Annotated in this window: 23 protein-coding genes; 9 read left to right on the top strand and 14 right to left on the bottom strand. The window is 71.9% G+C overall.

Annotated features, from left to right (window positions below):
* Positions 1–9: 9 nt before the first annotated feature.
* The 3 genes from ACAX67_RS15425 to ACAX67_RS15435 all read right to left on the bottom strand — a co-directional run bounded on the left by ACAX67_RS15425 (position 10) and on the right by ACAX67_RS15435 (position 3,718).
* Positions 10–1,695: a ribonuclease J gene (locus tag ACAX67_RS15425; RefSeq protein WP_370704756.1), complete on the bottom strand. Its 1,686-nt coding sequence runs from the start codon at positions 1,693–1,695 to the stop codon at positions 10–12.
* On the bottom strand, positions 1,692–2,582 hold the full coding sequence (gene dapA, locus ACAX67_RS15430; RefSeq protein WP_370704757.1) for a 4-hydroxy-tetrahydrodipicolinate synthase: 891 nt from the start codon (positions 2,580–2,582) through the stop codon (positions 1,692–1,694). Before dapA ends, ACAX67_RS15425 begins: the two co-directional genes overlap by 4 nt.
* Before the next feature lie 188 nt (positions 2,583–2,770).
* A complete protein-coding gene (locus ACAX67_RS15435; protein ID WP_370704758.1) occupies positions 2,771–3,718 on the bottom strand; it encodes an LLM class F420-dependent oxidoreductase in 948 nt (315 codons plus the stop codon).
* A 55-nt stretch (positions 3,719–3,773) separates the two neighbouring features.
* Between ACAX67_RS15435 and ACAX67_RS15440 the strand changes: the two genes are divergently transcribed.
* Both ACAX67_RS15440 and ACAX67_RS15445 read left to right on the top strand, forming a co-directional pair.
* Positions 3,774–5,114 (top strand): pyridoxal phosphate-dependent decarboxylase family protein, encoded by a 1,341-nt coding sequence (locus ACAX67_RS15440; protein WP_370704759.1) that lies wholly within the window; start codon positions 3,774–3,776, stop codon positions 5,112–5,114.
* A 46-nt stretch (positions 5,115–5,160) separates the two neighbouring features.
* Positions 5,161–5,514 carry a hypothetical protein gene (locus ACAX67_RS15445; RefSeq protein ID WP_370704760.1) on the top strand — a complete coding sequence of 118 codons (354 nt, stop codon included), beginning with the start codon at positions 5,161–5,163 and terminating at the stop codon, positions 5,512–5,514.
* A gap of 25 nt (positions 5,515–5,539) precedes the next feature.
* On the opposite strand, the gene ACAX67_RS15450 is transcribed toward ACAX67_RS15445, so the two are convergent.
* The 6 genes from ACAX67_RS15450 to gcvT form a co-directional block, all read right to left on the bottom strand.
* Positions 5,540–6,139: a hypothetical protein gene (locus ACAX67_RS15450; RefSeq protein WP_370704761.1), complete on the bottom strand. Its 600-nt coding sequence runs from the start codon at positions 6,137–6,139 to the stop codon at positions 5,540–5,542.
* A gap of 133 nt (positions 6,140–6,272) precedes the next feature.
* Positions 6,273–6,419 carry a hypothetical protein gene (locus ACAX67_RS15455; RefSeq protein WP_370704762.1) on the bottom strand — a complete coding sequence of 49 codons (147 nt, stop codon included), beginning with the start codon at positions 6,417–6,419 and terminating at the stop codon, positions 6,273–6,275.
* 91 nt (positions 6,420–6,510) lie between these two features.
* Positions 6,511–7,005: a dihydrofolate reductase gene (locus ACAX67_RS15460; RefSeq protein WP_370704763.1), complete on the bottom strand. Its 495-nt coding sequence runs from the start codon at positions 7,003–7,005 to the stop codon at positions 6,511–6,513.
* 112 nt (positions 7,006–7,117) lie between these two features.
* On the bottom strand, positions 7,118–7,912 hold the full coding sequence (locus tag ACAX67_RS15465; protein WP_370704764.1) for a thymidylate synthase: 795 nt from the start codon (positions 7,910–7,912) through the stop codon (positions 7,118–7,120).
* A gap of 16 nt (positions 7,913–7,928) precedes the next feature.
* Positions 7,929–8,195: a hypothetical protein gene (locus tag ACAX67_RS15470; RefSeq protein ID WP_370704765.1), complete on the bottom strand. Its 267-nt coding sequence runs from the start codon at positions 8,193–8,195 to the stop codon at positions 7,929–7,931.
* The gene (gcvT, locus tag ACAX67_RS15475) at positions 8,195–9,298 is read right to left on the bottom strand and encodes a glycine cleavage system aminomethyltransferase GcvT (RefSeq protein WP_370704766.1); all 1,104 of its coding nucleotides are present in this window, start codon (positions 9,296–9,298) and stop codon (positions 8,195–8,197) included. The genes ACAX67_RS15470 and gcvT overlap by 1 nt, the downstream gene beginning before the upstream one ends.
* A 53-nt stretch (positions 9,299–9,351) precedes the next feature.
* On the opposite strand from gcvT, the gene ACAX67_RS15480 reads away from it, so the two are divergent.
* Entirely contained in the window at positions 9,352–10,833 is a 1,482-nt protein-coding gene (locus tag ACAX67_RS15480) for a leucyl aminopeptidase (RefSeq protein WP_370704767.1), read from the top strand.
* Positions 10,834–10,840: 7 nt separating this feature from the next.
* Here the strand turns inward: ACAX67_RS15480 and ACAX67_RS15485 are convergent, their stop codons facing one another.
* Entirely contained in the window at positions 10,841–11,197 is a 357-nt protein-coding gene (locus ACAX67_RS15485; protein WP_370704768.1) for a hypothetical protein, read from the bottom strand.
* Between the two features lie 211 nt (positions 11,198–11,408).
* On the opposite strand from ACAX67_RS15485, the gene lpdA reads away from it, so the two are divergent.
* Both lpdA and sucB read left to right on the top strand, forming a co-directional pair.
* Entirely contained in the window at positions 11,409–12,809 is a 1,401-nt protein-coding gene (lpdA, locus tag ACAX67_RS15490; protein WP_370704769.1) for a dihydrolipoyl dehydrogenase, read from the top strand.
* A 37-nt stretch (positions 12,810–12,846) separates the two neighbouring features.
* Complete coding sequence (sucB, locus tag ACAX67_RS15495) at positions 12,847–14,670, top strand: 2-oxoglutarate dehydrogenase, E2 component, dihydrolipoamide succinyltransferase (RefSeq protein WP_370704770.1); 1,824 nt, start codon at positions 12,847–12,849, stop codon at positions 14,668–14,670.
* 60 nt (positions 14,671–14,730) lie between these two features.
* On the opposite strand, the gene ACAX67_RS15500 is transcribed toward sucB, so the two are convergent.
* A complete protein-coding gene (locus tag ACAX67_RS15500) occupies positions 14,731–15,627 on the bottom strand; it encodes a hypothetical protein (RefSeq protein WP_370704771.1) in 897 nt (298 codons plus the stop codon).
* A 13-nt stretch (positions 15,628–15,640) separates the two neighbouring features.
* The gene (locus ACAX67_RS15505; protein ID WP_370704772.1) at positions 15,641–16,630 is read right to left on the bottom strand and encodes a DUF6263 family protein; all 990 of its coding nucleotides are present in this window, start codon (positions 16,628–16,630) and stop codon (positions 15,641–15,643) included.
* Positions 16,631–16,713: 83 nt separating this feature from the next.
* Here ACAX67_RS15505 and ACAX67_RS15510 point away from each other — a divergent pair, with 83 nt between their 5' ends.
* A complete protein-coding gene (locus tag ACAX67_RS15510; RefSeq protein ID WP_370704773.1) occupies positions 16,714–17,610 on the top strand; it encodes a TIGR01777 family oxidoreductase in 897 nt (298 codons plus the stop codon).
* Here the strand turns inward: ACAX67_RS15510 and ACAX67_RS15515 are convergent.
* Positions 17,556–18,167 (bottom strand): hypothetical protein, encoded by a 612-nt coding sequence (locus tag ACAX67_RS15515; RefSeq protein WP_370704774.1) that lies wholly within the window; start codon positions 18,165–18,167, stop codon positions 17,556–17,558. The two genes, ACAX67_RS15510 and ACAX67_RS15515, sit on opposite strands and share 55 nt — an antisense overlap.
* Before the next feature lie 70 nt (positions 18,168–18,237).
* Here ACAX67_RS15515 and lipB point away from each other — a divergent pair, with 70 nt between their 5' ends.
* Entirely contained in the window at positions 18,238–18,972 is a 735-nt protein-coding gene (gene lipB / locus ACAX67_RS15520) for a lipoyl(octanoyl) transferase LipB (RefSeq protein ID WP_370704775.1), read from the top strand.
* Between the two features lie 10 nt (positions 18,973–18,982).
* On the opposite strand, the gene ACAX67_RS15525 is transcribed toward lipB, so the two are convergent.
* Positions 18,983–19,552, bottom strand: a complete 570-nt coding sequence (locus ACAX67_RS15525; protein WP_370704776.1) for a DinB family protein — start codon at positions 19,550–19,552, stop codon at positions 18,983–18,985.
* A 124-nt stretch (positions 19,553–19,676) separates the two neighbouring features.
* Here ACAX67_RS15525 and ACAX67_RS15530 point away from each other — a divergent pair, with 124 nt between their 5' ends.
* Together ACAX67_RS15530 and ACAX67_RS15535 are read left to right on the top strand one after the other, a co-directional pair.
* Positions 19,677–20,621: an ABC transporter ATP-binding protein gene (locus ACAX67_RS15530; RefSeq protein WP_370704777.1), complete on the top strand. Its 945-nt coding sequence runs from the start codon at positions 19,677–19,679 to the stop codon at positions 20,619–20,621.
* Positions 20,618–21,607 carry a hypothetical protein gene (locus tag ACAX67_RS15535; protein ID WP_370704778.1) on the top strand — a complete coding sequence of 330 codons (990 nt, stop codon included), beginning with the start codon at positions 20,618–20,620 and terminating at the stop codon, positions 21,605–21,607. Before ACAX67_RS15530 ends, ACAX67_RS15535 begins: the two co-directional genes overlap by 4 nt.
* The last annotated feature ends 32 nt before the right edge of the window (positions 21,608–21,639 follow it).

Below are 21,639 nucleotides of genomic sequence, written 5' to 3' on the forward strand. Positions count from 1 at the left end.
TCGAGGCCCTCAGGCCTCGACGACCACCGGGATGATCATCGGGCGGCGCTTGTGGGTGCTGCTCACCCAGCGGCCGATCGTGCGGCGCACGGTCTGCTGGAGCTGGTAGGTGTCGGCGTTGCCCTCGCTGAGCATGCCGTTGACCGCATCGACGATGGGCTGCTTGATGTCGTCGAACATGGTGTCGGCCCAGGCGTGGCCGCGGGCGTGGATCTCGGGGCCGGCGGAGACCTTCCCGGAGACGGAGTCGACGACCACGATCACCGAGATGAAGCCCTCCTCGCCGAGGATCCGACGGTCCTTGAGCTCAGCCTCGGTCACGTCGCCGATCGACTGACCGTCGACGAACACGTAGCCGACAGCCACCTTGCCGGCGACCTTCGCGACGCCGTCGACCATGTCGACAACGACGCCGTCCTCGGCGTAGACGACGTTCTCGACGCCGGTCTCCTTGGCGAGCGCGCCGTTGGCCAGCATGTGCCGGATCTCGCCGTGCACGGGCAGCACGTTGCGCGGGCGGACGATGTTGTAGCAGTAGAGCAGCTCGCCGGCACTGGCGTGGCCGCTGACGTGCACCAGCGCATTGCCCTTGTGCACGACGCGGGCGCCCCAGCGGGACAGGCCGTTGATCACGCGGTAGACGGCGTTCTCGTTGCCGGGGATCAGGCTGGAGGCGAGCACGACGGTGTCGCCGGCCTCGAGGTGCACGAAGTTGTGGCTGCGGTTGGCGATGCGGGCCAGCGCGCTCATCGGCTCACCCTGCGAACCGGTGGAGATGAGCACCTGCCGCTCGGGCGGCAGCTCGGCGAGCTGCTTGGCGTCGACCATCACGCCCGGCGGGACGGTCAGGTAGCCGAGGTCGCGGGCGACGGCCATGTTGCGCACCATCGAGCGGCCGACGTAGGCGACCTTGCGGTCGTGCTTCACCGCCGTGTCGAGGATCTGCTGCACGCGGTGCACGTGGGAGGCGAAGCAGGCCACGATGATGCGCTGCTCGGACTCGCGGAAGACGGTGTCGAGGACGGGGGTGATCCGCTTCTCCGCGGTCGTGAAGCCCGGCACCTCGGCGTTGGTGGAGTCGGTGAGGAAGAGGTCGACACCCTCCTCCCCCAGCCGGGCGAACGCCCGCAGGTCGGTGATCCGGCCGTCGAGCGGCAGCTGGTCCATCTTGAAGTCGCCGGTGTGCAGCACCAGGCCGGCGCCCGTGCGGATCGCGACGGCCAGTGCGTCGGGGATCGAGTGGTTGACCGCCACGAACTCCAGGTCGAAGGGACCGAAGCTGATCCGGTCGCCCTCCTTCACCGTGTGGAAGGAGGTCTGCTTGAGGCGGTGCTCGCGGATCTTGCCGTTGACCAGAGCCAGCGTCAGCTCCGACCCGACGAGCGGGATGTCGCCGCGCTCGCGCAGGAGGTACGGCGTCGCGCCGATGTGGTCCTCGTGCCCGTGCGTCAGCACCAGCGCCTCGACGTCGGCCAGGCGGCCGCGGATCGGCGAGAAGTCGGGGAGGATCAGGTCGACGCCGGGGTGGTGCTCGTCGGGGAAGAGCACGCCGCAGTCGACGATGAGCAGGCGGCCGTCGTACTCGAAGACCGTCATGTTGCGGCCGACCTCGCCGAGCCCGCCGAGCGGGATCACGCGCAGGCCGCCGGCGGGCAGCTCCGGAGGGGTCCCGAGCTCCGGGTGCGGGTGACTCAAGAAAGCACTCCTGCCGCTTCGAGACCTGTGCGGAGGTCGGCGACCTCCGCATCGTCGAGCGCGATCAGGGGCGAGCGCACCCGGCGGTTGTCGAGCACCCCGATCAGCTCGAGGGCGGCCTTGGCGGCCGTCGCTCCGTAGTTCGGGACGCCCATGATCGCGTCGAGCGCCGGCAGCATGCCGGTGAAGATGTCGAGGGCCGCCGCCGGGTCGCCCTGGTGGTAGGCGTCGTACATCGCACGCAGCCGGTCACCCACGACGTGGCCCGCCACCGACACGAAGCCGACGGCACCGTGGGCGAGCCAGGCCAGGTTGGCGTGGTCGTCGCCGGAGTAGACGGCATAGCCGAGCTCCCTGATGCGCACCCCGCGGACCACGTCTCCGACCGCGTCCTTGACCGCGACCACCGGCTCCCACGAGGCCATCTCCGCGTAGCTCTCCATCGCGATGGTGCTGCCGGTGCGGCCGGGAACGTCGTAGAGCATCACCGGGAGCTCTGCCGCCTCGACCACCTGGCGGAAGTGGTGGAGGATCCCGCGCTGGCCGGGCTTGTTGTAGTAGGGCGTCACCAGGAGCACCCCGTCGGCGCCGACCTTGGCAGCCTGCTGCGCCAGCCAGAGCGAGGTGTTGGTGTCGTTGGTGCCCACGCCGGCGACGAGCTTGGCCCGGTCGCCCACCGCGTCCTTGACGGCGGCGAGGATCTCGCCGTCCTCCTCCTTGGTGGTCGTGGGCGACTCGCCGGTGGTGCCGGAGACGACGAGGCCGTCGTGACCGTGGTCGACGAGGTGGCGGGCGACGCGCTGCACGCCGTCGAGGTCGACGGAGCCGTCCTCGTGGAACGGGGTGCACATGGCGGTCAGCACGGTGCCGAAGGGGGCGGAGCTCATGGCACCAGGCTATCGCCACACGCGGGGGCTCCGCCGCCGTGGACCCCCGACGGCGTCGTGATCGTGCTCGCCGCCGCCGGCGCTTCCGCTGGTCGAGGAGGTCGCGCAGCGACCGTCACGAGACCACCGCGGACCCCCGCCGGCGCTACCGCCGGTCGAGGAGGTCGCGCAGCGACCCTCACGAGACCTCAGACGTGGGGCATGACCTCGTCGGCGACCAGGTGCAGGTGCTCGAGGTCGGCGAGGTCCATGGTCTGGAGGTAGATCCGCTGGGCGCCGAGATCGGCGTAGCGGCCGATCTTGTCCACGACCTCCTGCACGGTGCCGCCCAGGGCGTGGGTCCGCAGGTCGTCGACGTCGCGTCCGATGGCGGCTGCCCGCCGGCGTACCTCCGCCTCGTCGCGACCGACGCAGATCGTGAGCGCGTTGGACCAGACGAGCGTGTCGGGGTCGCGGCCCACCTCCTCGCACGCCGCACGGACCCGGGCGAACTGCTCGGCGGTCGCCCCCTCGTCGACGAACGGCAGGTTGAACTCGTCGGCGTAGCGCGCCGCCAGCGCGGGCGTCTGCCGCTTGCCCCGCCCGCCGATGATGATTGGCGGGCCGCCCGCGTGCCCGCCGGTCTGCTCGGGCTTGGGCAGCGCCGGGGAGTCGCTGAGCCGGTAGTGCCGGCCGGCGAAGTCGTAGCTCTCCCCCGCCGGCGTCGACCAGAGGCCGGTGAGGATCTCGAGCTGCTCCGCGAGGCGCTCGAAGCGTTCCTTCGTGCTCGGGAACGGGATGCCGTAGGCGGCGTGCTCGCGCTCGAACCAGCCCGCCCCGATCCCCAGCTCGACGCGACCGCTGCTCATCTCGTCGACCTGCGCGACCTGGATCGCGAGCACGCCCGGCAGCCGGAACGTCGCACTCGTCACCATCGTGCCGAGCCGGATGCGGGTCGTGTCCCGCGCCAGCGCGGCGAGGGTCACCCACGAGTCGGTCGGGCCCGGGCGCCCATCACCCGGTCCGATCGCGCGGTAGTGGTCGGAGCGGAAGAAGGCCCCGAAGCCGAGGTCCTCGGCGGTCCGGGCGACGGCCAGGAGGTCGTCGTACGACGCCCCCTCCTGGGGTTCGGTGAACACACGCAGCTCCACGGCCATGCGCTCAGCCTGTCAGGCCGCGCCCAGCGACCGCCGACGGTGGTAGGACTGGCGCATGGACCCCCTCCGCGATGCCTTGGACGCGGCGCTCGCCTACGTCGGCGCGATCGAGGACCGCCCCGTCCTCCCCGGTGCCGACGCCCTCGCCGGTCTCGCCGCCTTCGACGAGCCGCTGCCCGTGGACGGCGCCGGCGTGGCCGACACGCTGCGGCTCCTCGATGCGGCCGGGTCGCCGGCGACCGTGGCGAGCACGGGCAGCCGCTACTTCGGGTTCGTCACGGGCGGCACCCATCCCGCTGCACTCGGTGCGTCGTGGCTCGCCGACGCGTGGGACCAGAACGCCGCGCTGCCGGTCATGTCGCCCGTCGCGGCGCGGCTGCACGACGTCACCCGGCGCTGGCTCGTCGAGCTCCTCGGCCTGCCGGACCCGACCGGCGTCGTCTTCACGACCGGTGCCACCGTCGCCAACGCCACTTGCCTCGCCGCGGCCCGCGACGCCCTTCTGGCGAGGGCAGGCTGGGACGTCCAGGCGGACGGCCTGTTCGGTGCTCCTCCCCTGACCGTGGTGGTCGGCGCCCATCGCCACTCGACCGTCTCGAAGTCGCTCGGCCTGGTCGGTCTGGGACGCGACCGGGTGCACGTCGTGCCCGCCGACGACCAGGGGCGGATGCGTGCCGACCGGCTGCCGGAGGTCACCGGACCGGTGCTCGTGTGCGCCCAGGCGGGCGAGGTCAACAGCGGAGCCTTCGACCCGTTCGCGGAGATCGCGGAGTGGGCGGCTGCGCGCGAGGCGTGGGTGCACGTCGATGCCGCGTTCGGGTTGTGGGCGATGGCCGACCCGTCCCGCGCGGACCTGGTGGCCGGCCTCGACCGTGCCGACTCGTGGGCCACCGACGGGCACAAGTGGCTCAACGTCACCTACGACTGCGGGATCGCCTTCGTGCGGGAGCCGGCCGCGCTGCGTCGTACGTTCACCGCCGTGGCGGGCTACCTGCCCGGGGACGACGCTTTCGAGGCGATGCACCACACACCGCAGTCCTCGCAACGGGCCCGACAGGTCGAGGTCTGGGCGGTGCTGCGCGCCCTCGGCCGCACGGGCGTCGCCGAGCTGGTCCAGCGCTCCTGCGACACCGCCCGCGGCATCGCGGACCGGCTGCGCGCCGCCGGGATCGCCGTCGTCAACGACGTCGTGCTCAACCAGGTGCTCGTGCGCCTCGACGACGCCGCCGCGACCGACGCGCTCGTCGCCGCCGTCCAGGGCGACGGCCGGATCTGGTGCGGGGCGACCCAGTGGCAGGGCGCGCCGGCGATGCGGATCAGCGTCTCCTCGTGGCGCACGTCCCCGGACGACGCGGCCGAGGTCGCCGACGTGATCATCGAGCTCGCCCGGCGGTGAGGTGGGTGATCGGAACCTGTCCGGAGCAGGCCGCGTCCCATCGGACATGATGCGATCAGTCGGGCCGGTCGTCGCGGCCGTCGCCTGCGCGAGCCTCACCTCCTGCTCGGACTCCACGGGCACCAGCAGCGGCGGCGACTGCGAGAGCCACTACGACGTGGTCGCGACCGCGCCCACGTGGAGCGGCCTGCAGAGAGCGATGCGACGCACGACCACCTGGGGCCGGGTCGCCTCGGTCCGGACCCAGGTGCGCGGCGACGACGTCGGTGCGGGCGACGAGGATGCCGTGCGGGTCGTCGACCTGCTCGGCCCCCAGGGGCAGAGGCGGGTGCAGGTCGACGTCTGGCGGACGGACTCCGGCGGTTGGCGCGCCGGTGCGTGGAGCCAGTGCATCGACTGAGCAGTCGGCCGCCCTCTCCCCCGGCCTACGGCGCGGACTGGGCCGAGGTGGCGGTCGTCCGGTAGAGGTGGACGGCGCTGTAGTACTCCCCGGAGCCGCTGCTGAGCTCGATGCTGACGCGTCCGTCCGTGTCGACGTCCACGCTGTACTCGCTCCTCGCGCCGCCGATGCCGGCACCCGGCACCACGAAGTAGCGGCCGTAGCCGTTCTCGTAGCCGTCGGTGTAGAGCAGGGTCGCCGACCACGTGCTCGCGGCCACGGCGGCGGGGCTCCACGTGCCGGGGAGCTGCACGACGAGCGTGGGGTCGAGCGCGAAGTTGTGGTCGCCCAGGTCGTAGCTGATCACCTTCGCGCCCTTGGCCGCGTCGGCGAGCTCGACCGGGTTGATCGTGCCGTTCTTGATGTCGGCGCCTGTCAGGCTCTCGTTCACCACCTTCGCACCGTCGACGCTGTCCGCGGCGAGCTTGGGCCGGGTGACCGCACCGTTCGCGATCTGGTCGCTGGTCACCAGCCCGGCCGCCATGCTGGGCACGGGCGACAGGGCGACCATCCCGATCAGGGCGACGTAGGCGACGCTGTGGCGGCGGAGGTGACCGCCGAGGCGGCGGGGGGCGCGGTCGGGCATGGAGGGGTCCTTTCGTCTGCGGAGCCCTGGACGACAGGGCGAGGGAGCGCTCCCACCATGGAGGCGTCCGGGCCCCCGTGTCCGCAAAACGGAAGAGTTCCTTTACTCGGCGGGGACCCTCGTCGTCTCCGGCTCACCTCGGGAAGCGATCCGATGCGATGGCCATCGCCCGGCTCACCGTCTCCAGGGACTTCTGCAGCTCGTCCGGGGTCAGTCCCTCCTCGAGGAGCGCCTCGTGGAACGCCGTGATCGCGGCGTCGAAGCCGGGGAAGCACACCACGGTCTGTCGCGTCCCGCGGGGCGTCAGGCTGACGAGGTTGGCGCGCCCGTCCGCGGGGTCGGGACGCCGTCGTACGAGGTCACGCTCCGCGTCAGCCGCAGGCGAAGACCCGCTCCAGGGTGACGATGTCGAAGCCTTCGCGCCGCTCGCGGGCGGTCTCGCGCCACTTCTCGGGCTTGTACGCCGGGTAGTGGGTGTCGCCCTCCGGCGCGGCGTGCACCTCGCTGATGATCTGCACGTCGGCGTACGGCATCGCTGCGTCGTAGACCGCCGCTCCCCCACCGATCATCACCTCGCCGTCGAGGGTGTCGGCCAGCTCGAGTGCTCCGAGGATGTCGGGACGGACCAGGACACCCTCGGCGTGCCACTCGGGATCGCGGGTCAGCACGATCGTCGTGCGGTCGGGCAGCGGCCTGCCGATGCCTTCGTGCGTCGTGCGGCCGAGGATCAGGATGTGGCCCGACGTGGTCGCCTTGAAGTGGGCGAAGTCCTCGGGCAGGTGCCACGGGATCTTGCCGGCGAGACCGATGACGCCGTTCTCCGCCACCGCGGCGACCATGGTGACCGTCTTGCCGGCGGGGGTCATCCGGCGCCTCCCAGCCGGCCCACCCGCGGTCGTGTGCCTGAGACCGAGCTCAGAGTCGGCGTGAGGCACACGACTCCGAGTCCGCAGGATGCTGCGGCGGCGCCTCCAGGCGTCATACGGCGATCGGGGCTTTGATGCCCGGGTGCGGGTCGTAGCCCTCGACCGCGATGTCGTCGAGCTCGAACCCGTCGATCTCGGTGACCTCGGGGTTGAGCCGCAACGTCGGCAGCGGGCGCGGCTCGCGGGTCAGCTGGAGCCTCGCCTGCTCGAGGTGGTTGGAGTAGAGGTGGGCGTCGCCCAGGGTGTGCACGAAGTCGCCGACCTCGAGGCCGGTGACCTGCGCGACCATGTGGGTCAGCAGCGCGTAGGACGCGATGTTGAACGGCACGCCGAGGAAGACGTCGGCGGAGCGCTGGTAGAGCTGGCAGCTCAACCTTCCGTCGGCGACGTAGAACTGGAAGAACGCGTGGCAGGGTGCGAGCGCCATCTGCGGGATGTCGGCGGGGTTCCAGGCCGAGACGATGTGGCGCCGGCTGTCGGGGTTGCTGCGGATCTCCTCGATCACCTGCGCCAGCTGGTCGATGTGGCGCCCGTCCGGTGCCGGCCACGACCGCCACTGGGCCCCGTAGACCGGCCCGAGGTCGCCGTCGGCGTCGGCCCACTCGTCCCAGATCGTGATGCCGTGGTCCTGCAACCACTTCACGTTGGTGTCGCCGCGGAGGAACCACAGGAGCTCGCCGAAGACGGACCGGGTGTGGATCTTCTTCGTCGTCATCAGGGGGAACCCCTGGGTCAGGTCGAACCGCATCTGGTGCCCGAACACGCTCAGCGTGCCCGTGCCGGTGCGGTCGCCCTTCTCGACGCCCTCGTCGAGGACCCGCTGGACGAGGTCGAGGTAGGCCTGCACGAGGTCAGACTAGCCGTCAGGCGCTCAGCGACATGGGACCGTAGACGAGCCTGTCGAGCTCGAAGAGCGTCACCTGCGCGACGCCGATCTCCTTGAGGCCCTCCCAGGTCTCACCGATCCAGGACTCGGCGTCGGCCTGGCTGCTGAACCGCTGGTCGCCGTACTCGTCATCGGCGGAGCCGAGGTCGGCCTCGGCACCGGCGGCGTCCTCGAGGCGCCACCACCACGGTCGTTCGGACGGCGTGGGCTGGCGGAAGACGCCGGGCTGCTCGGGCAGGTTCATCACGACTCCCGGACGGAGGTGTCGACGAAGGGTGGCTTGACGACCTGGAAGACCTCGCGGCGACCACGGACGTCGACGCCCACCTCGGCGTCGTCGGCGACGACCGTCGAGACGAGCGCCATGCCGATGCCCTGCTTCAGGCTCGGCGAGAACGTGCCCGAGGTGACCTCACCCAGCATCACGTCGGGGGTGAGCGAGACGGACATGTGGGGCCGCGGGATGGCGCGGCCGGTGGCCTTGAGCCCGACGAGCTTGCGCCGGGCGCCCCGCTCCCTCTCCGCGAGTACGACGTCGCGCCCCCAGAATTCCGGCTTCTTCCAGCCGACCGCCCATCCCAGGCGCGCCTCGTTGGGAGTGACGGAGGGGCCGATGTCCTGGCCGTGCAGCGGGTAGCCCATCTCGGTGCGCAGCGTGTCGCGGGCGCCCAGGCCGCACGGCAGGATGCCGTGCTCGGCGCCGGCGGCCATGATCGCGTCCCAGATCTGCGGGGCGACGTCGCTCGGGGCGATCAGCTCGTAGCCGCGCTCCCCGGTGTAGCCCGTGCGGCAGACCACGACCGGTCTGCCGTCGTAGTTCGTCTCGACGAAGGTGAGGTAGTCGTGACCGACGGGGAGGCCCATCGCCGCGAGGACGTCGTCGGACTTCCTGCCCTGCACCGCCAGCACGGCGAAGTCGGCGTGGTGGTTGACGACCTCGACCCCCTCGGGCGCCGCAGCGACGAGCCGGTCGAAGACCTCGCCGTTGTTGGCCGCGTTGGGCACCAGCAGCACGTGGTCGTGGTCGTGGAAGTAGCTGAAGATGTCGTCGACGATGCCGCCCGTCTCGGCATCGAGACAGAGCGTGTACTGCGCCTTGCCGGGCCCGATGCGGCCCAGGTCGTTGCTCAGCGTCGCGTTGACGAAGTCGGCGGCGCCGGCGCCGCGCACGGTGATCTTGCCGAGGTGGCTGACGTCGAAGACGCCCACGGCAGAGCGGACGGCGTTGTGCTCCTCGACAATGCCCGAGTACTGCAGCGGCATCTCCCAGCCGCCGAACTCCGCGAACTTCGCGCCGAGCGCCTCGTGCCGGTCGTGCAGAGGAGAGCGCGAAAGAGTGGCGTGCATGCCGCAAACCCTACCCAGCGTCGGACCGGGTGGCTGCGTCTAGTCTCCGGCCTATGACCTCCTACGCCCTCCGCACCGCCAGCCCCGCCAAGACCCGGGCCGAGGCCGTGGTCGTCGGCGTGGTGCCGGGCACGGGCAAGCGGGGTCCGGCACTGGCCGCGGGCGGCGAGGACGTCGCCGCCGCCTACGGCCGCCGGCTCGCGCCGCTCCTCGCCACGCTGGGGCTCACCGGCAGGGCCGGCGAGGTCGCCAAGGTCCCCACGAACGGTGCGATCGGGTCACCGCTGCTGGTCCTGGTGGGGCTCGGCGCGGAGACCGACCCGCCCGCCGTACGACGGGCCGCCGGCGCCGCGGCGCGGGCGGTGACCAACGCCGCCTCGGTCGCGCTCGCGCTGCCGGCGGACAGCCCCGAGCTGGTCCGCTCGGTGCTCGAGGGCTACCGGCTCGGCGGCTACGGATTCACCCGCTACAAGAGCGGCGGCTCCCCCAGCGCGCCCGCCGAGATCGTGGTGCTGTCACCGGCCGCGCGGCGCAAGGAGGCGGTCGCCGCCTTCGACGACGCCCAGCTCGTCGCCGACGCCGTCGCGGTCGCCCGCGACTGGACCAACACGCCGCCGGCCGACCTCACGCCGGCCGCGTTCGCCGACGAGATCGTCGCAGCGGCGGGCGACGTCGGCAGCGTGAGCGTCGAGGTGCACGACGAGAAGGCGCTGAGGAAGCTCGGCTGCGGCGGGATCCTGGCCGTGGGCCAGGGGTCGGCCGCGCCGCCGCGCCTGGTCGAGCTCGACTACCACCCCGAGGGGGCGACGACCCACCTGGCGCTGGTCGGCAAGGGCATCACCTTCGACTCCGGCGGTCTCTGGATCAAGCCCGCCGCGAGCATGCCGACCATGAAGGAGGACATGGCGGGCGCGGCCGCCGTCGTGCAGGCCGTCCTCACCGTGGCCCGGCTCGGGCTCCCCGTCCGCGTCTCCGCCTACGCCGCCCTCGCGGAGAACATGGTCGGCGACTCGGCGATGCGGCCCGGCGACGTCCTGACGACGTACGACGGCACGACCGTCGAGGTCACCAACACCGATGCCGAGGGCCGGCTCGTGCTGGCCGACGCGCTCGGGCGTGCGGTCGAGGACGCGCCCGACTTGGTCGTCGACGTGGCCACGCTCACCGCGCACATGACGATGGCGCTGGGCGACCGGATGTGCGGCGTGGTCGGCGACGAGGCCACCGTCGCGATGGTGCTTGCCGCCGCCGACGCCGCCGGCGAGGAGGCCTGGCCGATGCCGATCCCGGAGCACATGGGCGAACGGATCCGGAGCTCGAAGGTCGCCGACCTGGCGCAGTACGACGGCATCCGCTGGGGCGGCGCGCTCTTCGCGAGCGCGTTCCTGCGGGAGTTCACCGGCGGGCTGCCGTGGGCCCACCTGGACATCGCCGGCCCTGCCTTCAACAAGGGTGGCCCGACCGGCCACTGGACCTCGGGCGCGACCGGCTACGGCGTGGCCACGCTGGTCGAGCTGGCGCGCGCGCTCGCCTGACCTCGGGTCAGTCGCGGGGCTTGTAGCGCTCGTAGTCCGCGGCCTTCTGGGCCTTGCGGACGCGGGAGTTGTAGTCGCGCATCCGCTGCGGCACGCCGACCACGGCGGCGTCGTAGGACGGGACCTGGTGCTTGTTGCAGAAGTCGTGGGCCCACTTCACGCTCGGCACCCTGCGCCGGGTCCACTCCCCGTCGTGGGCGACCAGCAGGAGGGTCACCTCGCTGACGGCCGTCCGCGGCTCGACGAACCCCTCGACACCGCGTCGCTCGCCCACCCACTCGAAGAGGTGCGCCTCGTCGACCTTGTCGGAGGCGCGCACGCGCGTCGACCCGGTGCGGGCGGCGTCACGCGCCGGCCCGCTCATCTTCGGTCCCCTCCGGAACCGGTCGAACACGCCCATGGGGACAAGTCTGCTACATCCACCCAGCCTCCCGTCGCAGCATCCCGACGAACCCGGCCAGGACGTGTCGCGTGACTACTCGCGAGTACGCGGGCCGTTGCGCTTGGCTGGACCCGTGGTGCAAGGATGGGCGCCTCACCCGAGAGACCCAGATCTCAGACCGGAAGGACAAGCGGTGACCGAGGCCGGGCGCGACGACGAGGTCGACGTTCTGATCCTGGGCGCGGGGTCCGGCGGCTACGCCTGTGCCCTCCGCGCCGCCCAGCTCGGACTGAGCGTCGCGCTCGTCGAGCAGGGCAAGCTCGGAGGCACCTGCCTCCACGTGGGCTGCATCCCGACGAAGGCGCTGCTGCACGCCGCCGAGATCGCCGACTCCACCCGCGAGGCAGAGACGTTCGGCGTCCTGGCCAAGCTCGACGGGGTCGACGCCGGGGGCGTGCTGAAGTACGCCGACGGCGTGGTGAGCCGCCTCTTCAAGGGCCTGACCGGGCTCATCAAGAGCCGCGGCATCCGGGTCGTGGAGGGGCGCGGCGCCCTGACCGGTCCCCGCCAGGTCACCGTCGACACCGAGGACGGCCAGGTCACGCTGACGGGCCGCAGTGTCGTGCTCGCCACGGGCTCCGCGCCGCGACTCCTGCCGGGCATCGAGGTCGACGGCACCCGGGTGCTGACCTCCGACGACGCGCTGCGGCTCGACCGGGTGCCGCAGACCGCGATCGTGCTCGGCGGCGGGGTCATCGGCTGCGAGTTCGCCAGTGTGTGGCGCTCCTTCGGCGCCGACGTCACGATCGTCGAGGCTCTCCCCCGCCTGCTGCCGCCGGAGGACGAGGCGTCGTCCGCCGCGCTCGAACGGGCCTTCCGCCGCCGCGGCATCACCGCGAGGACCGGCACGTCGGTCACCAAGGTCACGACCACCGGCGACGGCGTCGTCGTGACGCTCTCCGACGAGAGCGAGCTCCGCGCCGACGTACTCCTCGTGGCCGTGGGGCGGGTGCCGCGCACCGAGGGCCTGGGCTACGAGGAGCAGGGCGTCGCCCTCGACCGCGGCTACGTCACCACCGACGAGCGCTGCCGCACCGGCGTCGAGGGCGTCTACGCCGTCGGCGACATCGTGCCCGGTCTGCAGCTCGCCCACCGCGGCTTCCAGCAGGGCATCTTCGTCGCCGAGGAGATCGCCGGCCTCGCACCGCGCGCGATCGACGAGTCCGGCATCCCCCGGGTCACCTACTCCCGCCCGGAGGTCGCCTCGGTCGGCCTCACCGAGGCCCAGGCCAAGGAGCAGTACGGCGACGCGGTGGCCACCCTGACCTACGACCTCGCCGGCAACGGGAAGTCCCAGATCCTGCGCACCCAGGGCTTCGTGAAGCTGGTGCGGCAGGTCGACGGCCCGGTCGTCGGCGTCCACCTCGTGGGCGAGCGCGTCGGCGAGCTGATCGGCGAGGCCCAGCTGGTCTACGGCTGGGAGGCCCACCCCGACGACGTCGCGCCGATGGTCCACGCGCACCCGACCCAGAACGAGGCCCTCGGCGAGGCGTTCCTCGCCCTGGCCGGCAAGCCCCTGCACACGCACAGCTGACCCACGCAACGAACACCGAATCGAACTCGAGGATTTCATGGCGACCGAAGTCACTCTTCCCGCACTCGGCGAGTCCGTCACCGAAGGCACCGTCACCCGCTGGCTCAAGCAGGTGGGCGACAGCGTCGCCGTCGACGAGCCGTTGCTCGAGGTGAGCACGGACAAGGTCGACACCGAGATCCCCTCACCGGTCGCCGGCACGCTGCTGGAGATCAAGGCAAACGAGGACGACACGGTCGAGGTCGGCGCGATCCTCGCGATCGTCGGCGACGAGGGTGAGGGCGGCGGCGACTCCTCCGGTGGCGAGGAATCCTCGGACGAGTCCGAGTCCGAGTCCGAGCCCGAGCCCGAGCAGCAGAGCGACGAGCAGGAGCAGGAGCCCGCTCCCGCCGAGGAGGAGTCGGCACCCGAGCCGCCCGCCGAGGAGCCCGCGGCCTCCGGTGGATCAGGTGGTTCGGGTGGTTCGGGTGGCGGCGAGAGCACGCCGGTGACCCTCCCCGCGCTGGGCGAGTCCGTCACCGAGGGCACGGTCACCCGCTGGCTGAAGAAGGTCGGCGACGAGGTCGCCGTCGACGAGCCGCTCCTCGAGGTCAGCACCGACAAGGTCGACACCGAGATCCCCTCCCCCGTCGCCGGCACGCTGCTGGAGATCAAGGCCGAGGAGGACGAGACCGTCGAGGTCGGCGCCGAGCTCGCGATCATCGGTTCGGGTTCCCCCTCGGAGGGCGGGTCCGAGCCGGAGCCGCCCAAGGAGGAGCCGAAGCAGGAGCCCGAGCCGGAGGCTCCCAAGGAAGAGGCCCCGAAGGAAGAGGCCCCGAAGGAAGAGGCCCCGAAGGAAGAGGCGCCCAAGGAGGAGGCTCCGAAGCAGGAGGCTCCCAAGGAAGAGGCTCCGAAGCAGGAGAGCCCCGCGCCCGCCCAGGGCGGTGGCGACGGCCCCGGCTACGTGACCCCGCTCGTCCGCAAGCTCGCAGCCCAGCACAGCGTCGACCTGGCGTCGGTGAAGGGCTCCGGCGTCGGAGGCCGGATCCGCAAGCAGGACGTCCTCGACGCGGCCGCCGCCCAGAAGCCCGCTGAGGCCCCGGCCGCTCCGGCTGCCGCCGCCCCGGCGGCCTCGACGCCCGCCGCCGCCTCGAGCACGACGCCCTCGTCGCTGCGTGGCCAGACCGTGCCCGTCAGCCGGCTGCGCAAGATCATCGCGCAGCGGATGGTCGAGTCGGTGCAGATCTCCGCGCAGCTCACCCAGGTCGTCGAGGTCGACGTCACCAACATCGCGCGACTGCGCGAGGCGACGAAGGCCGACTTCCTCGCGCGTGAGGGCGTGAAGCTGTCGTACCTCCCGTTCTTCGCCAAGGCGTCGATCGACGCGCTCAAGCAGCACCCGGCGCTCAACGCGACGCTCGACATGGAGAAGGGCGAGATCACCTACCACGACCGCGAGAACATCGCGTTCGCCGTCGACACCGAGAAGGGCCTGCTGACCCCGGTGGTCAAGGAGGCGGGCGACCTGTCGATCTCGGGCCTGGCCAAGAAGATCGCCGACATCGCGGGCCGCACGCGGTCCAACAAGATCGGTCCCGACGAGCTGTCGGGCGGCACCTTCACGATCACGAACCTCGGCAGCGTCGGCGCCCTCTGGGACACGCCGATCATCAACCAGCCGCAGGTCGCGATCCTCGGTCCGGGCACCGTCGTCAAGCGCGCGGTCGTCATGGACGACCCCGACCTCGGCGAGACCATCGCGATCCGCCACATGGTCTACCTCGCGCTGACCTACGACCACCGCCTGGTCGACGGCGCCGACGCCGGTCGCTTCCTGCAGGACGTCAAGGCGCGCCTGGAGGCTGCCCAGTTCGAGGTCTGACCCCGACGCACCACGACGACGGCGGCCGTCCCGATCGGGACGGCCGCCGTCGTCGTCGGATCACCTGCTGGTGGTCGTCACCTCGAAGTGGGCCTGCGAGGTGACGTGGACGGAGGAGCCGTCGACCTCCTCCTTGTCCTCGCCCTTGGAGTCGCCCACCAGCGAGGTGGGCGCGAAGGAGGCGAACGAACCGCGGATGTCGCCCGAGCCGTCGAAGGATCCGTAGACGTCCGGCGGGTAGTCGCCGGTCATCCGGTAGCTGATCCGGAAGTCGTCGCCGTCGAGCTCCTCGAGCCGGTAGGTGACGACCGTGTCCGCGGGACGCGCACTCGACTCCTTGCTGAAGACGACCCGCCACTTGGCCCCGACGCCGACAGCCTCGGCCGGGAAGAACAGCTGCTCGGTCTGCATCGGCAGGCCCGGGATGGAGTTGAGCGCCCGGAGACCCTCCATCATCGCCGGCCGTTCGGAGGGGTAGTCCATGTCGAGCGGCTCGCCGCTGGGGGTGAGCCGCCGGGTGATGACGGCGCCCTCCGCCGGGGAGAACTGCGACTCCAGACTGCGCGCGACCTCGGGCGTCGTCCGGCCCTGGTCGACCTCGACCGACTCGATCTTGGTCCGCACCGTGCTGAGCAGGTCGCCGACGTCGAGGACCTCGGTGGTCTGCACCACGGTGAGCGGGACGGCTACCGACGGGTGGTCGTCGATCGCCACGTCGACGGTGATGTCGTACGTCGTGGTCGACCGGTCCCCGGCGGTCACCTCGAAGGCGAGGACCTGGCGTCTGCCCGCGCCGCGGTCCACGGTCCGGGCGAGGAAGTCGTCGTGGTCGCCGGCGGAGGCGCTCGCCCCGGGACGCCCGTCCTTCGCCGATCCTTCCTCGTCGTCGCACGAGCTCAGCGCGAGCGAGCAGACGACGACGGCGCCGAGCGGGACCAGCATCCGGATCCGCCGCATGGCCGAAACCTGCTCAGTTCTCGGTCGTGGTGATCGTCATGTCGATGTCGGTGGTCGTGCGGACCTTCTGCCCGGACGCCTCGATGACCATGTCGGTGCTGGCGCGGGTGGTGCCGTGCAGGGGGACGACCTGGTCGAGCGATCCCTCGATCTCGCCCGTGGTGGTGACCGACCCCGCGGTGACGGTGGCCGCCCCGGTCGAGCCCGGCTGCACCTCGCCCGAGCCCTCGATGCTCACGCGGTAGTTCTCGCCGTCGAACTCCTCCAAGGTGTACGTCGTCGTCTGGTCGATGTTCACCGCGACCGAGCCGACCGTCGACTCACTGCGCCACGAGGCGCCCACACCCACCGGCTCGGACGGGAAGGTCATCCCGACGCCGCTGAGGCTGTTGGAGATCTGGTCGACCAGCTGCTGCGCCGACGGCGGGGCGTCGTCCGGCAGGGCGACGCGGGTGTCGAGGAGGGTGCCGCTCGGGGCGTAGTCGAAGGTGATCGCGATGCCCTTGAGGATCGCGAACTCCGGCTCGAGGGAGGCCCGGAGGTCCGGGGCCACGCCGTCGCCGACCTCGACGGAGTCGTAGGTCGCCCGCACCGTCGAACGGTCGTCGCCGACCTCGAGGACCTCGCTCGACATCGTCATGGTCAGCGGGATCGTCGGCAGGTCCAGACCCTTGGAGCTCATGGTCATCGTCATCTCGATCGACGTGGTCGCGCGCGCTCCCTCGGTGAGGTGCAGGGCGAGCACCTGCTGGTCGCCCGAGCCGTGGTCGAGGACCTCCACGCCGCTCTCGCCGGCAGTGCCGTCGGACCCGTCGTCGGTCGTCGCGGAGGTCGTGCTCGACGAGGCTTCGGACGGTGCGCTCGTGGCGTCGGACGTCGCGGCCGACGTCGGGTCCGCGTCGGCCTTGGGGTCGTCGGACTTGTCGTTGCAGGCCGCCAGCGCCAGTGCGCACAGGGCTGCGATCCCGGCGGCACGCAGCCGCACTCCGGTCCTACTGTTCACGATCCAGGGCCTCCCCGATGCGAGCCCGGTCGTCCGGGCGGCCCACAGGCTCTCACATCGACCGCCGTGGCAGGGTGGGAACCATGGCGAAGTCGATCGTGATGGCAGGCAGCTCGGGTTTCCTCGGCTCGCACCTGAAGGCCGAGCTCGAGGGTCGCGGCCACCGGGTGACCTCCCTGGTCCGGCGGTCGACCTCGCTCGCCAACGAGTCCCCGTGGGATCCCTACGCCGGCGAGGTCGACCGTGAGCTGGTCGCGGGGGCCGATGTCGTGGTCAACCTGGCCGGCTCGCCGACGCTGGGCAACCCCCACTCCGGCAAGTGGGCCCAGTCGTTGCACGACTCCCGGGTCCGCACGACGGCGCTGCTCGCCGAGACGGTGGCTGCGGCCGCCGACCCGCCGTACCTCGTCGCCGGCAACGCCATCGCCTGGTACGGCGACCACGGCTCCGCCGTGCTCACCGAGGACGCCGACAGCCGCGGCCACACGCTGATGACCGAGGTCTGCCGCGACTGGCAGGCGGCCGCCCGGCCCGCCGTCGACGCCGGTGTCCGCGTCGCCTTCCTCCGCACCACGCCGGTCATGGACCGCTCGAGCGCGCCCTTGCAACAACTGCGGCTGCTGTTCAAGGCCGGCCTCGGAGGCAGGCTCGGCAACGGCCGGCAACACATGCCGATGATCTCGCTGCGCGACTGGGTGGGCGCGGCGGCGTACCTCTGCGAGCACCCGACCGCGGCCGGTCCCTTCAACCTCTGCTGCGTCGAGACGCCGACCAACGCGGAGTTCACCCGGGCGCTGGCCCACGCGGTGCACCGGCCGGCGTTCGCCGCCGTACCGTCCCCCCTCATCAAGGCCGCCGCCGGCCGGGTCTCCTCCGAGGTGCTCGGCTCGCTGAACACCCGGCCCCAGGCGCTCCTCGACCTCGGCTACGAGTTCGTCGATCCCGACGTGGCCGCCGTGCTCGCCAGCGGTCTGTCGTAGGCAGCGGCGAGCACCCACCCTCCAGGAGTACGGCGGAACGCCAGCCGTCTCGTGGTCCAACCGTCCTGCGGGAGGCCGCGGGGACTGCCGCCGCCGCGCGGCACCGCGACAGCGCCGGCGAGCCGATCGGTCACCAGCAGCACGATCCGCCGGTCGGTGCGGGCGCACAGCTCCACCGCGGCGACCTGCATCGACATCCCCCGCACGCGGAGGCCGCGGTCGACCCAGGCGCGGAGCATCGCCGCGTCCCGCTCCCCCGCCACGGCACCCGTGAGGTAGAGGCGCCGGAGCGCCTGGACGTCACCACGCGCCCACGCCCTCGACCGGGCCCGGTCCCAGTCGCGCAGCACCGCGACCGAGGCCGCGGCCTCGGTGAGGCTGACGTGTGGCAGCCGGTGCGATGACGACGCCGGTGGCGGCGGGTCTGCCTCCTCCGCGGAGCCCTCGTGGGTGCGCAGCAGCCCGGTGACGAGCACGGCCAGCACGGCGATCCCGACGGCGCACGCTACGGCGGCCGTCACGCGCAGGTGACGGGTCGGGAGCGGGTCGACGGGCACGCCCCAGTCCTACCCGCGGGCGCCGCGCAGTGCATCCGCTCCTCCACAGGCCGCCGCGTATCCTCGAGAGGTGACCGATCTGGACTTCCGGGAGGTCGGCCTGGGCGCCGACGCGATCGACTACGTCGAGGCCTGGGACCTGCAGCGCGAGCTGCACGCCGGGGTCGTCGACGGCACCGTCCCGGAGACGGTCCTGCTCCTGGAGCACCCGCCGGTCTTCACGGCCGGTCGCCGCACCCAACCCCACCACCGGCCGGCCGACCCGGGCGGCGCCCAGGTCGTCGAGACCGACCGCGGCGGGCTGATCACCTTCCACGGACCGGGCCAGCTGGTCGGCTACCCGATCGTGCGGCTGCCCGACCACGTCAAGGTCGTCGACTACGTCCGGCGGGTGGAGGAGGCGATCATCGCCGTGTGCCGCGACTTCGGCGTGACCAGCGCGCGCGTGCCCGGCCGCACGGGCGTCTGGCTGAAGGCCGACGCCCGTGGGCCCGAGCGCAAGATCGCCGCGCTCGGCATCCGCGTCCGGCACAACGTGGCGATGCACGGCTTCGCGCTCAACTGCGACGTCGACCTCTCCTGGTACGACCGCTTCGTGCCCTGCGGCATCGACGACGCCGGCGTCACCTCCCTGAGCCGCGAGCTCGGCCGTGACGTCACGGTCGCCGAGGTGATCCCTTCCGTACGCCGCCACCTCAGCGAGCTCCTCGCCTGGCAGCCCTACGACGCCACTCCCGACTACGAGCCACGTCCCGACCCCGGCAAGATGCCGCGGATCGAGCTCCTCACCCCGACCTCGTCCTGAGCCGCATGCGTCAGGAACGCTCCGCCAGGGCGGTCAGCCTGGCGACGTACGCCGGATAGTCGATCTCGGGCAGGTTGTCGCCCGTCGACATGAAGCCGACCGACCCGTCGATGCCCTCGCGCAGGATGTCGGCGTGGCCGGCGTGCCGCGCGAGGTCCTGGATGACGTGGATCAGCACGTGGCCCAGCGTGACGTCGCCGCCGGCGCCCCACCACGGCACCCGACCGGGGGCGTCGAGCGACAGCGCCGTGATCGTCTCGTCGCAGAAGGCCTGGACCCGCCGGTAGAGCGCGACCACGTCGGCGCTGGTCTCGTCCTCGGTCGCGTACCAGTCGGCCTGTGGGTCGGCCTCCCAGACCTCGTCGGAGACCAGTCCGCTCGGATCCTCGATCTCGCGGCCGAAGGTCGGCCCGAAGTAGCCGTACTCGACGTTGGCGCAGTGCTTGACGATGCCGATCAGGTTGGTGCCGGTGGGGGTGCGGGGCATCCGCAGGTCGCGCTCCGAGAGACCGTCGAGCTTCTGGAGCAGCACGCGGCGCTGCCCGGCGAGGTAGTCGACGAGGGCTTCCTTGGTGTCCATGCCGCCAGTTGACCATCCGCCACCCCCACGGCGGCGTGTCCGGCACCCGACCCAACCAAAGTCGTGATCGGATCGTCTGGTTCTTCGAGACCGCGTGGGACATGGGGCAGGGGGAGGATTTCGGGTGGGCGACCTCGTCATCGAGACGGCAGGGCTGCGCAAGGAGTTCCGGGGTGTCCGGGGCGGGCGTCGGGTGGCCGTCCACGGCCTCGACCTCGCGGTGCCGGCCGGAGGCGTGCACGGCTTCCTGGGGCCGAACGGTTCCGGCAAGACCACGACGATCCGGATGCTCCTCGGGCTGGCGCGCCCCAGCAGCGGCACGATGCGCCTCTTCGGGGAGCCCGTGCCGAAGCGGCTGCCCCAGGTGATCGGGCGGGTGGGCGCGGTCGTGGAGTCGCCCAAGTTCTCCCCGAACTTCAGCGGCCGCCGCAACCTGCGGCTGCTGGCGGGTGCGATCGGAGTCCCGGCCGAGCGCGTGGAGAGCGCGATCGAGACGGTGCGGCTCGACGGCCGTGAGAAGGACCGCTACAAGTCCTACTCCCTCGGCATGAAGCAGCGCCTCGCGATCGCCGCCACTTTGCTGAAGGAGCCGGACCTGCTGATCCTCGACGAGCCGACCAACGGCCTCGACCCCGCCGGCATCCGGGAGATCCGCGAGACCATCCGCGACCTCGGTGAGTCCGGGGTGACCGTGCTGCTGAGCTCGCACATCCTCGCCGAGGTGCAACAGGTCTGTACGTCGGCGACCATCATCGGCAACGGGCGGCTCCTCGCGTCGGGCACCGTCGACGAGCTGCTCGGTGGCGGACGCTCCTACCGGGTGGCGGTCCCCGACCCCGCGGCCGCGGTCCCGCTGCTCGGCCGGGCCGGGGTTACGGCGACGGTCATCGACGACCGGCTCCACGTCGAGACCGACGCACCTGCCGACGTGACGCGGATCCTCGGGGAGGCCGGGATCTGGCTGACCGAGCTCGCCCCGCTCCGGGCCGACCTGGAGTCCTACTTCCTCGAGCTCACCGAGGCCGACCAGCTCGGACACGCCGGTGACGACGAGGAGGCGGTCGCATGAACCGGCTGCTCCGAGTCGAGCTGATCCGCTTCCTGAGCCGTCGTGCCGTGCTCGTCATCCTGGCGCTGGCGGTCGCGATCCCGGTGGTCATCGGCGTCGCCAGGATCCTCGAGACCCGGCCTCCGGCGCCCGACGAGCTGGCCTCGGCCCAGGCACAGGCCGACGCGGAGGCCAAGCAGCCCTACATCCAGCGGAACCTGCGCCAGTGCATCGCCCATCCCGAGAGCAACCTGGGCCGGCCGGTCCCCGACGACGTCGAGGCCGCCTGCGAGGAGATGATCCTCCCCCAGCCGGAGTGGTTCGCCTACTGGGAGCGGCTCGACCTGGCCTCCGAGCGCGAGGAGGGCTCGGGAGTCGCCGTGGTGATCGTGCTGGCGATCCTGATGATGCTCGCCGGCACCACCTTCGCCGGCCACGACTGGGCCAGCGGCTCGGTGAGCAACCAGCTGCTGTTCGAGCCCCGTCGCCCCCGCGTGTGGGGCGCGAAGGCCGGCGTGGTGACCGTGCTCGCAGCCGCGTTCAGTGCCCTCGTCATCACGGCCTACTGGGGCGTGCTCGCGCTCGCCGCGCACTCCCGGGACATCTCCCTGGGTCATGGGCTGCTCCTCGACTGCCTGCAGAGCGGGTGGCGCGGTGCTGGCGTCGCGGGTGCCGCGGCGCTGGCGGGATACGCGCTCACGATGCTGTTCCGCAGCACGGTGGGAGCGCTCGGCGTACTCCTGGCGGCCAGCGTGGCCGGCGGCGTCGTGCTCGCCGTCATCGGCATCGACTCGGTGTGGAACCCCGGCCTCAACGTCTACGCGATCATCCTCGACGGGGCGAGCTACTACGTCGACGCACCCTGCCCGGGCGGTGGCATCCAGGACGGCTCCTGCCAGGTCGAGAAGATCCTCCCGATCGGTCGCGCGCTGTGGTTCCTGGGCGTCGGTCTGGTGCTGTTCGCGGGCGCGTCGCTGGCGTCGTTCCAGCGCCGCGACGTGCCGTAGTCGGACGGTGTCGGCGAAGCGAGGCTCCGGAC

Origin of the sequence: Nocardioides candidus (genome assembly GCF_041321175.1) — a bacterium.
Lineage (GTDB): Bacteria > Actinomycetota > Actinomycetes > Propionibacteriales > Nocardioidaceae > Nocardioides.

Bases quoted from the DNA above. Each gene is read 5' to 3' on its own strand.
- ACAX67_RS15445 (WP_370704760.1), top strand. From the start codon at position 5,161: ATGATGCGATCAGTCGGGCCGGTCGTCGCGGCCGTCGCCTGCGCGAGC.
- ACAX67_RS15535 (WP_370704778.1), top strand. From the start codon at position 20,618: ATGAACCGGCTGCTCCGAGTCGAGCTGATCCGCTTCCTGAGCCGTCGT.
- dapA (WP_370704757.1), bottom strand. From the start codon at position 2,582: ATGAGCTCCGCCCCCTTCGGCACCGTGCTGACCGCCATGTGCACCCCG.
- ACAX67_RS15485 (WP_370704768.1), bottom strand. From the start codon at position 11,197: ATGAGCGGGCCGGCGCGTGACGCCGCCCGCACCGGGTCGACGCGCGTG.
- ACAX67_RS15460 (WP_370704763.1), bottom strand. From the start codon at position 7,005: ATGACCCCCGCCGGCAAGACGGTCACCATGGTCGCCGCGGTGGCGGAG.
- ACAX67_RS15470 (WP_370704765.1), bottom strand. From the start codon at position 8,195: ATGAACCTGCCCGAGCAGCCCGGCGTCTTCCGCCAGCCCACGCCGTCC.
- ACAX67_RS15510 (WP_370704773.1), top strand. From the start codon at position 16,714: ATGGCGAAGTCGATCGTGATGGCAGGCAGCTCGGGTTTCCTCGGCTCG.
- ACAX67_RS15450 (WP_370704761.1), bottom strand. From the start codon at position 6,139: ATGCCCGACCGCGCCCCCCGCCGCCTCGGCGGTCACCTCCGCCGCCAC.
- gcvT (WP_370704766.1), bottom strand. From the start codon at position 9,298: ATGCACGCCACTCTTTCGCGCTCTCCTCTGCACGACCGGCACGAGGCG.
- ACAX67_RS15435 (WP_370704758.1), bottom strand. From the start codon at position 3,718: ATGGCCGTGGAGCTGCGTGTGTTCACCGAACCCCAGGAGGGGGCGTCG.
- ACAX67_RS15525 (WP_370704776.1), bottom strand. From the start codon at position 19,552: ATGGACACCAAGGAAGCCCTCGTCGACTACCTCGCCGGGCAGCGCCGC.
- ACAX67_RS15440 (WP_370704759.1), top strand. From the start codon at position 3,774: ATGGACCCCCTCCGCGATGCCTTGGACGCGGCGCTCGCCTACGTCGGC.
- ACAX67_RS15480 (WP_370704767.1), top strand. From the start codon at position 9,352: ATGACCTCCTACGCCCTCCGCACCGCCAGCCCCGCCAAGACCCGGGCC.
- ACAX67_RS15500 (WP_370704771.1), bottom strand. From the start codon at position 15,627: ATGCGGCGGATCCGGATGCTGGTCCCGCTCGGCGCCGTCGTCGTCTGC.
- sucB (WP_370704770.1), top strand. From the start codon at position 12,847: ATGGCGACCGAAGTCACTCTTCCCGCACTCGGCGAGTCCGTCACCGAA.